This window comes from Candidatus Formimonas warabiya (assembly GCF_002777255.1).
GTDB classification, from domain to species: Bacteria; Bacillota; Dehalobacteriia; order Dehalobacteriales; family Dehalobacteriaceae; genus Formimonas; species Formimonas warabiya.
Map to the genome: position 1 here is coordinate 1635553 of NZ_CP017634.1, position 14243 is coordinate 1649795.

Here is a 14243-nt window from a genome sequence, read left to right on the forward strand (position 1 = left end):
CCTTTCCCTTCACGCAAAACCATGTTCTGCCAAAAAATCCAGAGAAACCCGGGACGGGGGCTTTTCAGATCCCTGGTCCTGCCATCCCATGAAACGTTCGATATATTTGCCGATCAGATCCCCTTCCAGATTGACTGTGTCGCCTTTTTTCTTATAGCCTAAGGTGGTCACCTTCGCCGTATGCGGGATTAAGGAGACGGTGAAGCTGTCTTTTTTTACTTCCACCACGGTCAGGCTGATGCCGTCCACGGCAACGGATCCCTTAGGGATGACATATTTCAGGAGGGCCGGTCCGGTTTGAATTTCCGTGACCACGGCAATATCCACCACCTGCTGGTTGATAATCACACCCACACCGTCAATATGCCCGCTCACCAAATGGCCGCCCAAACGGTCTCCCAAGCGCAGAGCCCGCTCCAGGTTGACCTTGTCTCCCGTCTTTAATGCGCCCAGGCTGCTTTTTAACAGGGTTTCCCGCATCACATCTGCCTGAAAACTGCTTTTCCCATAATCAACCACCGTCAAACAAACTCCGTTTACGGCGATACTGTCGCCGATATTGAGCTGCTCCAAAACTATGCGTGCGGCTACGGTTATCCTGGCGGAATTCTCTCCTCCGGCCAGCGCAGACACCGTGCCCAGTTCCTCTATTAATCCGGTAAACATTTCTTTCACTCCTTGTCCCAGGTTCTTCCTCAGGCTTTCCCTAAGTGATCCGGTTAAATTTAGGATACCCCACAAAGAGAAAATCCTGTCCCACTTTTTCCAAAGACAGATCCTCTAAAAAAACTGCGTCTTTCATGCCTGAAATGCCGCAACCGCCGATCAGGCCGGGCGCCAGATGGCTGCCGATCAGTTTCGGGGCCACAAAAATATAAAATTTATCCGCCAATTGCCGGTCAAAGAAAGCGCCCGTTATTTCTGCCCCACCCTCTATCAGAACACCGGTAATCCCTTTTTCATAAAGAATCTGAATCACTGCATCCAGGTCTACTTTTCCCCCCGGGCCGGGACATGGGATCACGTCCACTCCCTTTTCCCTTAAAGATTCCGCTTGGGGCGAATTTCCTTGCGCCGTGAAAACCCAGGTGGGACCGGTTTTGGTATCCAGCACACGGGCGTCTAAGGGAACCCTTAAGGAGGAATCGATCACTACCCGGAGCGGGTTTTTTAACCCCGGTATTCTTGTGGTCAGCTGCGGATTATCTGCCAGAACCGTGCCGATGCCCACCAAAATCGCATCATATCTGTGCCTCAGTTTGTGGGCCAGTTCCCGGGCCTCCTTTCCCGTAATCCATTGGGAACTGCCGGTGCGGGAAGCGGTTTTTCCGTCCAAAGTGACCGCCGACTTTAAGGCAAGAAAGGGGCGATGCAGGGTAACATGCTTCACAAACACCTCATTTAAGACCTGGGCTTCCCGTTCCAATACTCCTGTAACCACTTCAATTCCCGCCTCCCGCAGCTGTCTGATTCCTCCTCCGGCTACTTTAGGATTGGGATCTTCCATGGCCACAACCACTTTGGCAACTCCCGCCCGGATCAGAGCCTCCGTACAGGGGGGCGTTCTGCCATAATGACAGCAGGGCTCCAAAGTCACGTAGACGGCAGCTCCTTTGGCCTGATCCCGGGCCATGGCCAAGGCATGCACTTCTGCATGGGGAGTGCCCGCTTTTTGATGAAATCCTTCCCCCACAATCTGGCCGTCTTTCACAATCACCGCTCCCACCATGGGATTGGGTGCCGTCCATCCTTCCCCCTTTCGGGCCAGGCCTAAAGCTCGCTCCATCCATTTTTCATCAGTCAATTTCTTCACCACCTTTGGTTATTGGTGTCCGGCTTCAGGGATCGGAAAAAATAAAAATCCCCGGAGCATCTCCGGGGATTGATTGATACAAGCAAATTTCCGTGCACCAAAAATGCACGAAAACACACCTTCTCCCATCCAGACTTTAACTGTCGACTCCGGAATTGCACCGGATCAGCCAATTGGCTCGCGGGTTATACCGCCGATACGGAATTTCACCGATCCCCGAAGGAACCTATATTTAGTTTTGTCTAATTATAACATGTTCATGCTCAATTTAACAATATTCTTCATGGAAAAAAGTGTTTTGGTTTCCGGTTGTCAGGGGGACACGGTTGTCAGGGGGACAGGTCCCTTGACATTGTTCCTTGCCAATTTGGCATTTGCTCCTACCTGGTGATGCCAAAACCTGTTTCCTGTTCAAAGGAATAACCGAACAATACCCTACCGTCTTCCGTTACGCCATACACTGCGGGACAACCCGCTTTTAATTCCAGTACCGTTTCCGCCTTCAGCGTAGATAAATCCACAATATTGATGGTATAGCGTCTTTCGGCAGGATCGGTATAGTTATCGTCCAACTGGGAAGTATAGGCGATATATTTATCATTGTAGACCATATTGGAGCTCGCATCTATAAGGGGTAACTGCTCAGATGTCATGCTGATTTCTTGGGCCGGCAGGATTTCCCAAGGATCAAATTTTGCCATTGCTACGGTGTAGGCGCTATTTATATTTTTCTCTTCATCATACACATATCCCCATTGGGGTATTTGATCGCTCACGCCCGCCCAATTCCAAATAAAAGGGTGGGTCGCCTCGATCACCCGGGGGGTGACAGGCTTATCAAGGGTGACAATCATCATCCCACGGTCCCCCTCGTAGCCGCCGATCCTTACGGCAACTCCTTTATCCCCATTGATGAAATAAGGATCCATTAAAGGGTAGGATGCTATTCCAAAGTCATCTTTCGCCTTTCCTTCTGCCGGAATATTTTCCGCCAGCAGGGTACTTTTCCGGTTGGAAAGATTGTAAAGATACAGCCCTTCCCCTGCGGTATACACGATACTCTGCAAATCAGCACTCACGTCATAGCGGAAGGAATCATAATGCCAGCGTTTCTCATGGCCGGCTACCAACTCCCGGGGAATGGTTATTTTCTCAGACAGCGCTGTCAGGGCGTGGTCGGTATAACAAAAGCCGTCTAAAAATTTGACGATAACTTTGTCGTCGGTACGGCGTAAGCCAACAAAGCCGTCATCCCCCAATGACACAGGGAGTTTTTTCAGTATTTTCTCCTCGGCCAGATCATAGAGTGTTAAGGATACCGGCGGAAACTCAGCGTCGGACTTGCTTCCTTGCACCAAAAGATGATCACCCACATTCCCGGCGGAAATACCTCCCTCGGAGGAAAGCTGCTCAATCCCAAAATCCGCCAAATTAAGAGAGGTATAGTCACCCTTTAGTACCACATGCTTTTCTGCAGGATAAGTCCGCACCATACGGACAAAATATAATGTGCCCTCCGGCCCTTCCTGCAATGTATAGGTATTGGTTAATTCAACCCTGCCGGTAGATTTTACCCGGCTCTCCATGGTAGCGGTAATGACCCCATGGGAATTTTTTGTCACTTTGCCCAGCCACATGCCCCAGGCATTGCCTTCCTGGTAGCCGGCGGCCTGATCCAGTCTCCTTTTCAGGATGCTGATATTCCAACTATCCTGCTCCTCATGGTAGATTCCTCCGGGAAAGTCGGTTTCAGGATGAAAGCTCTCAATATCTACCATAAAATATTTCTTGATGTATTGGGATAAGGTCTTGTCATCGATCCTGGCATCTCCGTTCTCCAAAAGTTCATAGGCGCCATCTTTCACAATCTGGGGGATTACATAATCTACGGCAGTGAAAACGCTTAACCCGGTTCCATCGGTAAATGGTTCGTTGCCAATACTGGTAATGGCAAAATAAAGATAACCGTCCCACAACCGGGACAGGGCAGCCCCATCCGTAACGGTTTCCTCCGGTATTAAAGAAAAGCTTTTCACGATCCGCTGGGCGTCCTTTTCCGCCACTTTGTCCGTTTCAAAATAAAGATGCACCGCCTTCCCCTTCTCCGCGCTTAAAAAGTAATAATGGGTGTAGCGGACCACCGGATGATCCCCGGAAGAGGCCTGCTGGTCCGCAACCACCTGATAGGCAGGCAAGGCAAGATGATCAATGGACTCCGTGCTGATCACCTTGGCCTGATTGCCGGTAAATTGCTCCGCACCACGGCTTGCCTCATAAGCCACTTCCTCTATCCCGCCCATATTGACGGCACCGTCAAAAAAGCTGATATATGTATTGTCATTCACTCTTGCCCATGACCAAGGGATAAACAAGGTATAAAAATCTCCACTAAATTCATCCGCCTCATAGCTTTCTGCCACCACAAGCTTCCCCTTTTCTTTGGTAAAGCTTAATTCCTCTTTTTTGATAAAGGTGGCAGGATTAGATGTTTTCGTAAGATAGGTAATAAAAGCGGACATCCCCTGCACGTCTATTTCATAGCTTTCCACCCAGGGGCTGGAACCGCCGATCACCCAATTATTGGCATTCCCGCTAATTTCCTGCTGGTAGGCTTTAAATTCCTTCTGCAGGGCCGGGGTCATATCGTCATAACGCAACCGCCCGTCCCGTTGTTTCAATCCTTCCGCCCAACGGCCTGCTACGCGCAGAATTTCTTTCTCCTCTGCCGCTTGACTTTCTCTATTTTGCCAAGCTAGAAAAACCCCTATGGTGCAGGCAACCATTAATATCAGGGGAAAAACAATCCACCCTTTCCCTTTCTTACCCAGGTTCCGTATCGGCCAAAGCCCCTGTTTCATGTTTATCTACCCCCGTAAAAATTCCTTTATGCCTGATCCCTTCCAGGAGACGACGGGCTGACGGTAATCATGACTCTCCTCCTGTTTTATCAGCTAAAAGATAGACTAAAAATCGTTCAAATTTGTTCCAGAATATCAAATGTCAGGGGGACAGGTCCCTTGACATTGTTCCTTGCCAATTGGGGATTTTTTCAAAGTGTCCCATAACATAAAAGGAGGGAACTCGTTCTCCCAGTTCCCTCCGCATCAATCATACCCATCTAAAAGCCTCTGCCTTTTCTTTACATTCATTCTATTTTAATTTTTCGAAAGCAGTAACATCACGAATGGTTTTTTACTTCCCTATATCCCTGGCGCATCCCCGCCGGCCTCCATGGTCCCGCTTTTTTCTCTCCCCGCTTTCAATTCTTCCTGCCACATCTCCACAAAAGTCTTCTCGGCAATCCCTTTTAAATCAGTCGCAGCCTTTTTGATGTCGGTTTGGCCGAAAACAGCGGAACCGGCTACGAGGATATTGGCTCCTGCCTTTACCACGTCGGCAATATTGTCTACGCTAATTCCCCCATCCACTTCAATATCGATATCCAAGGCCTGCTCTTTGACCATCCTTCTCAGCCGGGCAATTTTAGGCAAAACAGAAGGGATGAACTGTTGTCCCCCGAATCCCGGATTGACACTCATGAGCAGCACCATGTCCAGGTCGGGAAGTATTTCTTCAATCATAGATAAAGGGGTCGCCGGGTTTAAAGATACCGCCGCTTTAACCCCCAGTTCTTTAATGTTTTGTATCGTCCGGTGCAGGTGGGGGCAGGTTTCCTGGTGCACACAGATGAGATCGGCACCGGCCACGACAAATTCTTCGGCAAATTGATCAGGATGATCAATCATCAGGTGGACGTCAAAAAATAGATTGGAATGAGGCCGGATATTTTTCACCAGACCGGGTCCGAAAGTAATGTTCGGCACAAAATGGCCGTCCATTACATCTAAGTGGATATAATCCGCCCCAGCCTCTTCCACTAGCTTAACCTGTTCGGCCAAACAGCTGAAGTCTGCCGACAGAATGGACGGTGCCAATTTGATCATGCTAGTATCTCCTCTCGTTTTCGATAACCTCCTGTAAAAAAAGCAGGTATCTTTGATACCTTCCCGGGTCGATTTCCCCCGCAGAGACAGCTTCCTTCACCGCGCAGTCCGGCTCCTGGTGATGAAGACAGGAATGAAAACGGCAAACTCCTGCATGCGCACGGATTTCCGGGAAAAAGGAATCCAAGTCTTCCCGGAGCATAGGAGGCATATCCAGAACCGAAAAACCCGGGGTATCGGCAACCAAGCCGCCCAAATCCAGTTCCAACAGCTCTACATGCCTGGTGGTATGCTTTCCCCGGCCGATTTTGCTGCTCACATGGCCTGTTTTCAGGCTCAATCCCTGTTGCACGGCATTTAACAAGCTGGATTTTCCCGCACCGGAGGGGCCGGTGAAAACGGAAATCTTATCCTTTAAAAGCAAACGAATCTCATCGATGCCTTCACCTGTCTTGGTGCTGCATTTTATTACAGGGTAGCCGGCTTTTTGGTAAATCCGCACCAGTTGATCCGACCGGCCTTCTTCCACTAAATCAACCTTATTAAAAAATATGAGGGGCAGTAAATGATGATGACGGACCATGATTAAAATGCGGTCCAATAAAAGGAAGTCCGGGTCGGGATTTTTCAGGGCAAAGGTAACCCCTACCTGTTCCACATTGGCCACAGGAGGCCGGCGCAATTCGCTGGTCCGGGGCAGAACCTGTTCAATTACCCCTTTGCCCTCGTCTAATAAACTGATGCTAACCCGGTCTCCGGGGAGAAAATTCTGTTTTAACCTGCGGAATTTCCCCCGTAAAGAACACTCCCGGATCTTTTCCCCCACTTTTACGTAGTAAAAGCCCCCATAGCCTTTAATCAAAATACCTTCTTCCATCCGGTCCTCCTATGGAACATCCTTGCTATACACCGATTTGCCGTCAAGGAAAATTTCCACCTTTCCGGTTCCATATACCTGCACATACTGGTCAACCAGGTCGCCCGCTTGGTGCATCTGATCGTATTCATAACGGGTATCTTTTTTGTCCGCGACTAGGATCTGCACGCGATGCTGCTCTCCGTCGTCAGGGATATCCGCGTAAACTACATGGAAAGTCTGGGGTGACGGTCCAGGCCCTGTGCTTACTACCAGGTCAACCGTGCTGCCTTGCTGAATTTGGGTTTCTTTTTCCACACTCTGGCTGATCACCTGCCAGGCAAAATACTCGTCGCTTTCTTTTTGATCTACTTTCCCGGATTTCAGCCCATTATCGGTCAAGGTTTTTTTTGCATCATCCAGGGTCTGCCCCAGCAAATTGGGCATGGAAAGGTATACCGGTTCCGGACCTTTACTGATTACCAGGGATACGGTCGTCCCTTCCGCCACCTCTTCTCCCCCCTCAGGATCTTGGGAAATTACATGATCCAGGGGAACATCAGGGCTAAACTCTTCTGCGGAAGAAGACTTTAGATTGTGGTTACTGATGTCAACTTCCGCATCCCTCCGAACGGAGCCAACCACGTCGGGAACAGTGGTTTGCTTCGGTCCTTCGCTGACCGTCAGATCCACAATGCGGTTTTTCTTTACCGTATCGCCTGCGGTAAGGCTCTGGGTAATCACATGGTCTTTTTCGATAGTGGGATGATTAGTGCGGGCCGCTATACTATATTTTAGCCCGGCTTCTTCCAGTTGTGCCTTCGCCTCAACCAGGGATTTCCCTTCTACATCGGGTACCGTAGTCTCCTCCACGTTGAGAAAATTAATGAGACCCGAGTACCCGGCCCAGATCACGAGCAGAAACAAGAGCACTGCTGCTCCAATCAGGCCCCATTTGGATTTGGGCTTGAGCTTTCTCCTCCGGCGGTGATAATTCTCTACGCCGCCAACCGCCGGGATTTCTACGGTGTCTTCGCTTTCTCCCCGCTGAGATTTGATCAGATTTATCTCATTGGCTCTGCCAAAATATATTTTCTCCAGATCATAGCGCATTTCCCGGGCGGTCTGATAACGGGATTCAGGATCTTTCTCCATGGCCGTAAGAACCACCTGGGAAAGCTCTTCCGGAATTTCTTTCACTAATGCGCTGGGGGATTGGGGTTCATTTTGAATATGCTGCAAAGCAATGGCAATGGGACTATCTCCGGTAAAGGGAAGCTGTCCGGTAAGCATTTCATAGAGGACCACGCCGGCCGAATAAATATCGGACTTGGACCCAATGGTAATGCCCTTTGCCTGCTCCGGGGAAATATAATGCACTGATCCCACAATGGTGCCCGTATAGGTAACCGTGGTTTCACTGGCCGCCCGGGCAATACCGAAATCAGTGACTTTTATCCTGCCGTTTTTCGTCAGCAGGATATTATGGGGCTTAATATCTCTATGCACCACACCGTGCTCATGTGCATGCTCCAAAGCATCCAGAATTTGCATGGCCAGGGGCACAGCCTCGCTCACGGGCAATTTTCCTTTTTGCTTGATATATTCCTTCAGGTTTTGTCCTTCCACAAATTCCATCACTAAATAGTGGAGGTCTCCCTCAAAGCCCACGTCAAAAATACTGACAATATTAATATGGGACAGGCTGGCAACGGATTGGGCCTCCCGACGAAAGCGCCGCACGAAATCTTCGTCACTGGCATATTGCTCCCGTAATACTTTGATCGTAACCATACGGTTTAAGAGTGTGTCCAGTCCTTTATAAACTATGGACATACCCCCTGCTCCCAATTTTTCTTTCACCTCGTACCGGTTTCCAAATAATTTTCCGATCATGGTGCTCACCTCGCAATTCCAGGACGCTTTTCATTGATTCCGCAACCAATCATCATGATCATGGCCGGTTCTCCACCAAAACCGCCGTAATATTATCGTAGCCTCCCCGTTCCAGCGCTAAGCCCACCAATTTATGCACGGCAGTTTTCAGATCATGAAATTGGGTGACGATGTGGACCATTTCTTCCGAACTTACCAAATTCGTCAACCCATCGGTACATAAAAGAAAATAATCCCCGGGCTTCACCGTGATTTCCTTCACATCTACCTCCACCAGGGCACTGCACCCTAAGGCCCGGGTCAAAATATTCCTTTGGGGATGAGACATGGCCTGCTCTTCAGTCAGGCCTCCTTCCCGGACCAGTTCACCGACCAGCGAATGATCTTCCGTCAGGCTGGCAATCTTGCCCTCCCTGATCAGGTAGGCCCTGCTATCTCCCACATGGACAATCGATGCTTTTTGCTCCACAATCCATAACGCCGTCAGAGTAGTCCCCATCCCGGAAAATTCAGGGTTTTTCTGAGCATGCTGAAAAATGCGGTCATTGGCCTGATAAAAAGCCTGACGCAAAATTTCCAGGGGGGTATCCGTCTGTTCCGAGGAAACCACCCGGTAAACAGCATCCACGGCTAAGCTGCTTGCCACCTCACCAGCCTCATAGCCGCCCATGCCGTCAGCGACGATAAAAATTTGCTTTTCCACATCACAGCATACCGCATCTTCATTGTTTTTTCTTACTAAACCGACATCTGTAGCAACTTCTGCGCGCATGTTTCCACCTCTCGATTTGAAGGGTTAGCTAATATTCCCCCAAAAGAAATACTCTGTACGGATATTTATTTCGGCAAGAGAGCTTATTTCTCCTGCTTTTCTACTCGCCGCCTCAGTTGTCCGCAGGCCGCATCAATATCAACGCCTTTTTCTTCCCTGACGACGGCAGTGACACCAAAAGAAGCCAGCTTACCCATAAATCTCTCCACCTGGACCGGGTCGGGACGCCGCATCCCGCTTTCCGGAACAGGGTTGGACGGAATAATATTCACATGGGCCAGCCTGCCCTGAAGCAACCGGCCCAACTGCTCCGCCTCCTGCACACCGTCATTGACCCCTTGAAAGAGGGCATACTCAAAGGTCACCCGGCGTCCTGTTTTTTCCGCATAATAATCTGCCGCTTTCATTACTTCCTCAACAGGATATTGACGATTTACCGGCATTAAGCGACTGCGCAGGGCATTATCTGCCCCATGCAAAGAAACTGCTAAGGTTATGGGCAGTTGGCAGTCGGCCAGGCGGTACATCTGAGGCACCAGGCCACAGGTGGAAACCGTCATGCGGCGCATGCCGACATTCAGCCCTTCCGGGTCGTTTAACAAATGAATGCTTTTTAGCACCGCGGGCAGATTGGCCAGCGGCTCTCCCATCCCCATAAAGACAATATTGGTCACTTTGGAGAAGCGGTTTTGGGCGCAATAGTTTTGGGCAGCCCACACCTGGGCCATGATCTCCCCAGCGGTGAGGTTTCTTTCCATCCCGGAAATACCGGTGGCGCAAAAAACGCAGCCCATTCCGCACCCTGCTTGGGTGCTCACACATACCGTATTCCGGTCCCGGCTGTATTCCCGGTCATAGGTCATTAAAACCGTTTCCACGGTCACTCCGTCCTCATAGGCAAGCAAAAATTTGATGGTATCGCCCATGCGGGATTGGGATTGGGCAACAACCCGGGGACGACAGATAAAAGTGTGCTGCTCCAGGATGTCCCAGGTATTCTTGGGAATATTGGTCATGTCCCGGATCAAGGCAACCCCTTTTCCCTGCACCCAATGGAAAATCTGTTTGGCTCGAAAGGCCGGCATTCCTAATGCGCGGACCAGATTTTCCAGCTCCGTCCGGTCCGAGCCTAATAAATCCTGCACCCGATTACCCTCTTTCCCTTCTTCTCATGCGGGCCATAAACAAGCCGTCCGTACCGTGGACATGGGGAAGCAGCTGGAACATGCCCGAAGCCGCCTGTTCCTTTTCTGCCTCTCCCAGGTCAAAGGAGGCCAACCCATCCAGGGGTTCCAGCAAAAAATCAGGGTGCTGGGCGAGAAACCACCGGACAACGGCTTCATTTTCTTCTGGCGTCATCGTACAGGTGGAGTAAACCAGGACCCCGCCCGGACGTAAAGTTTTTGCCGCCCCGCTGATGATTTTTTTCTGGAGCCCGGCAAGTTCCTCAATATCCTTTTCTTCCTTTTTCCACCGGGAGTCGGGCCTGCGGCGGAGGACGCCCAATCCGGAGCAAGGGGCATCCACCAGTACGAAATCCGCCCATTCATGAAAGAGCGAAGGCAGGTCAGCCGCATCTCCCTGAAAAGTTTCCACAATATCAATACCCAATCTCCGGCAGCTTTCGTTAATCAGGGCCAGCTTATGGGGATAAATATCAAAGGCTTTAATCATACCTTGATTTTGCATCAATTGGGCCCCATGGGTGGTTTTTCCCCCTGGAGCGGCACAGCCGTCAATCACTTGACTTCCCGGTTGGGGTCCCAGAACATGGGCAACCATCATAGATCCCTCATCCTGGACCTGAAACAGTCCTTCCTGAAAGGAGGGCAAGGAAGCAAGCGAGAGCACCCCCTCCAGGATAACGCTTTCCGGGGCGAACCGGCCGGGACGGGCCGCCACCCCTTCCCGGGTCAGGCGCTCTAAGAGCTGATCCCGGGAAATCTTCAGTGTATTGGTGCGCACCGTGACCTGAGGCGACTTGTTGTTGAGGGCGCAAAGGGAAATGGTTTCCTCTTGGCCAAACTGATCCAGCCAGCGGCGCACCAGCCATTGGGGGTGCGAATAAAGGGCGGAAATATGCCCCACCACATCCTGATCCAAAGAAGGAAAAACAATGTTCTCTTTCTCCCGGGAAATAGTGCGCAACACCCCGTTGACAAATTTGACCGTACCGGCATGTCCGTATTTTTTGGCCAAATTCACCGACTCATTGACCCCGGCCCGGTCTGGTACTTTGTTTAAAAACATGATCTGATAGGTGCCCAGGCGCAGGATGAGCAAAATCCAGGGCGGTATCGTCCCCAGGGGTTTCTTGATAAACAGCCCCAGGATATAATCAAGTGTTCCCTGCATCCGGGTACATCCATACACTAATTCGGTAATAAAAGCCCGGTCCTGGCCGTTCCAGTCCCCCCGGTTCAGTACTTTATTTAATTCCAGGTTGGCATAAGCCCCGTTTTGATTCACCTGGTACAGAATGATGAGGGCTGTCTCCCGGGGAGACTGCCCTTTTTTTTCTAACCTATTCATCTCTTCTTCCCAACATTCCGGAAATCACCAGAAGGCGGATCAACTGCAAAATACCCATCAGTGCCGCCGCCACATAAGTGAGCGCCGCGGCATCGAGCACTTTCTTGGTCTGGGGAATTTCCTCCCGGGACAAATAGCCCCCGCCTTCCAAAAGAGCCAAGGCCCGGCTGGACGCATTATACTCCACGGGCAAGGTCACCAGTTGAAACAAAACAACCCCGGCAAAGGCATAGACACCAATTTGGGCCAATCCGGGAAATCCTAAAAGCAGGCCCAGCAAAAGAAGAATCCAGGCCGCAGAGCTGCCAAATTGGGCCACCGGCACTAAACTCGCCCGGATGGACAGGGGCACATACCCCTCATCATGTTGCATGGCATGGCCGGCTTCGTGGGCAGCTACACCGATGGCGGCCAAGGAACTGCTGTGATACACCTGCTCGGATAATCTTAACGCTTTGGCCCGGGGATCGTAATGATCCGACAGTTTCCCCGGAATCACTTCCACCGTAACATCGTCCAGACCCTTTTGATTCAAGATTCTCCGGGCCGCCTGGGCCGCAGTCACGCCGCTCACCGCCCGCACCCGGTAGTACTTGTCAAAGGTGGAAGAAACCTTCATTTGCGCCCATGCCGCAATAATAATCCCGGGAATCAACAGAACAAACGTAGGATCCCAAAAAAACATTATCCCTCAACCTCCCTGTACATTTTTATTTTTTGCCAGCTCTCACTGTTTACTAAGAAAAATTGAATGGCATTTTCCACTTGATTTAAATCCACCGTAGTATTTACACAAGGGCCTTCCGGGCGCATATTACGCACTCCCAGAACCGGTAAAGGATTCACATCAAGAATACCGCTGGTTAAGTCCCGTTCACAAGCAATGGCTACAATAGCCTGGGGACGATACTTTTCAATAAAGCGCCGGGCTAAGGTTCCTCCGGGAGCTACGACCAAAGGCACCCCATATTTTTCCGACAGTTCCAGCAACCTGTGCACGGAACAGCCCCCACACCTTTTACAGTTTTGCACATCCATGGTCAGCTTATGGGGACAACTGCTCTTCTGCAGACAGTGGGGAGCCAGGATCATCACCTGCTCCGGTTCCAGCCAAAGCTTTTTCGTGTGCACCATCTGGTTATTGACTTCAATAAAAGAACTCTTGATCTGGTTTTTATTCATCCCCAACAGGTGGCCGATGCCTAATGCCATGGGGAAAAGCAGGTTGGTAGCCATGCGCATATAACTCTGCATGGAAGGAATGGCCTTTGCCTGATATAAGGTGAGCACCATGCCCACAATACCCACACCGACCAAAGCGACGATACCCAGAAGAAAAATGCCGAATACCACCAGCAAAACCCGGTAGAACACCACATCCCGGTTTACCGCTAAAAACCAGATTAAGATCACTAAACCGATAATCATACCCAAGCTCACGGAAAGAAGGCCGATAAACAGTCTTTTTTTTGTCTTCATAAGCGGTCACTGCCCAAGGTGCGGCCTTGATCTGCGCGGTAGCCCCGGGCAAAAGCATCCGCTTCCATGATCCGCTTGCCTTGGGGCTGCACTTGCGTTAGCCACACGCTGCCTTTCCTGCATTGAACTTTGATGCCTTTCCCGGCAACCACCGCTAAAAGGGTGCCCGGCACGCCGGAGCTTGCTTCTTCCTCCAGCCGGGTCTCCCAAACCTTTACAACCTTGCTGTCAAAAGTAGTATATGCCCCCGGCCAAGGATTCATACCCCGGACCAGATTGTGCACTTCCCGGCTGGTTTTTTCCCAATCCACCCATTCGTGCTCTCTCTTGAGCAAGGGAGCATAGGTGGCCTGATGATGGTCCTGAGGTACGCGGGGTGCCTGGCCCTGGGCAAGCAAAATCAGGGTTTTTATCAAAATTTCGGCTCCTACGGCAGCCAGCTTGTCATGCAACATTCCGGTGGTATCATTTGGTTCAATGGGGATGGATTGCTTTAAAATCATATCTCCCGTATCCATGCCGGCATCCATGTACATGGTCGTAACCCCGGTCTCTTTTTCCCCGTTGATCACGGCCCAGTGGATGGGAGCCGATCCCCGGTATTGGGGCAAAAGTGAAGCATGCACGTTGATGCAGCCTAAGGGCGGAATATCCAACAAAGCAGGCTTCAGAATCTGTCCAAAAGCGACAACCACAATCACTTCAGGAGCTAAGGACCGGATCAGCTCTATGAAGGCAGGGTCATTGACCTTTTCCGGCTGATAGACCGGAATGTTATTTTCCAGGGCTCTTTCCTTCACCGGAGTATAACCGACCTGGTTTCCCCTGCCTTTAGGCCTGTCCGGCTGGGTAACCACGCCCATCACCTGATGGGGAACCCGGAGCAATTGATCCAGGCAGGGTAGGGCAAAATCAGGGCTGCCCATAAATAATACGCGCATTTGTTTCACC

12 protein-coding genes and 1 riboswitch are annotated in these 14243 nt (G+C 50.6%); all 12 genes read right to left on the reverse strand.

Features of this window, described 5'->3' with window-relative positions; all coding sequences use genetic code 11:
* Positions 1 to 9 precede the first annotated feature (9 nt).
* Positions 10 to 666: a riboflavin synthase gene (locus DCMF_RS07790; protein WP_148137788.1), complete on the reverse strand. Its 657-nt coding sequence runs from the start codon at positions 664 to 666 to the stop codon at positions 10 to 12.
* 40 nt (positions 667 to 706) lie between these two features.
* Complete coding sequence (gene ribD, locus DCMF_RS07795) at positions 707 to 1813, reverse strand: bifunctional diaminohydroxyphosphoribosylaminopyrimidine deaminase/5-amino-6-(5-phosphoribosylamino)uracil reductase RibD (RefSeq protein WP_236860216.1); 1107 nt, start codon at positions 1811 to 1813, stop codon at positions 707 to 709.
* 113 nt (positions 1814 to 1926) lie between these two features.
* A riboswitch (FMN riboswitch) is annotated at positions 1927 to 2041 on the reverse strand.
* Positions 2042 to 2193: 152 nt separating this feature from the next.
* Positions 2194 to 4671, reverse strand: coding sequence for a hypothetical protein (locus DCMF_RS07800; RefSeq protein WP_148133909.1), 2478 nt, complete (start codon positions 4669 to 4671; stop codon positions 2194 to 2196).
* 342 nt (positions 4672 to 5013) lie between these two features.
* Positions 5014 to 5757, reverse strand: a complete 744-nt coding sequence (gene rpe / locus DCMF_RS07805) for a ribulose-phosphate 3-epimerase (RefSeq protein WP_148133910.1) — start codon at positions 5755 to 5757, stop codon at positions 5014 to 5016.
* 1 nt (position 5758) lies between these two features.
* Positions 5759 to 6634: a ribosome small subunit-dependent GTPase A gene (rsgA, locus tag DCMF_RS07810; protein WP_148133911.1), complete on the reverse strand. Its 876-nt coding sequence runs from the start codon at positions 6632 to 6634 to the stop codon at positions 5759 to 5761.
* 9 nt (positions 6635 to 6643) lie between these two features.
* Positions 6644 to 8509: a Stk1 family PASTA domain-containing Ser/Thr kinase gene (gene pknB, locus DCMF_RS07815; protein ID WP_148133912.1), complete on the reverse strand. Its 1866-nt coding sequence runs from the start codon at positions 8507 to 8509 to the stop codon at positions 6644 to 6646.
* A gap of 58 nt (positions 8510 to 8567) precedes the next feature.
* Positions 8568 to 9281 carry a Stp1/IreP family PP2C-type Ser/Thr phosphatase gene (locus DCMF_RS07820; RefSeq protein WP_148133913.1) on the reverse strand — a complete coding sequence of 238 codons (714 nt, stop codon included), beginning with the start codon at positions 9279 to 9281 and terminating at the stop codon, positions 8568 to 8570.
* A gap of 83 nt (positions 9282 to 9364) precedes the next feature.
* A complete protein-coding gene (gene rlmN, locus DCMF_RS07825; RefSeq protein WP_148133914.1) occupies positions 9365 to 10426 on the reverse strand; it encodes a dual-specificity RNA methyltransferase RlmN in 1062 nt (353 codons plus the stop codon).
* Positions 10427 to 10430: 4 nt separating this feature from the next.
* Positions 10431 to 11813: a 16S rRNA (cytosine(967)-C(5))-methyltransferase RsmB gene (rsmB, locus tag DCMF_RS07830; RefSeq protein WP_148133915.1), complete on the reverse strand. Its 1383-nt coding sequence runs from the start codon at positions 11811 to 11813 to the stop codon at positions 10431 to 10433.
* Positions 11806 to 12498 (reverse strand): zinc metallopeptidase, encoded by a 693-nt coding sequence (locus DCMF_RS07835; RefSeq protein ID WP_148133916.1) that lies wholly within the window; start codon positions 12496 to 12498, stop codon positions 11806 to 11808. Before DCMF_RS07835 ends, rsmB begins: the two co-directional genes overlap by 8 nt.
* Positions 12498 to 13292 carry a DUF116 domain-containing protein gene (locus DCMF_RS07840; protein WP_148133917.1) on the reverse strand — a complete coding sequence of 265 codons (795 nt, stop codon included), beginning with the start codon at positions 13290 to 13292 and terminating at the stop codon, positions 12498 to 12500. The genes DCMF_RS07835 and DCMF_RS07840 overlap by 1 nt, the downstream gene beginning before the upstream one ends.
* Positions 13289 to 14233: a methionyl-tRNA formyltransferase gene (fmt, locus tag DCMF_RS07845; RefSeq protein ID WP_148133918.1), complete on the reverse strand. Its 945-nt coding sequence runs from the start codon at positions 14231 to 14233 to the stop codon at positions 13289 to 13291. Before fmt ends, DCMF_RS07840 begins: the two co-directional genes overlap by 4 nt.
* Between the last annotated feature and the right edge of the window lie 10 nt (positions 14234 to 14243).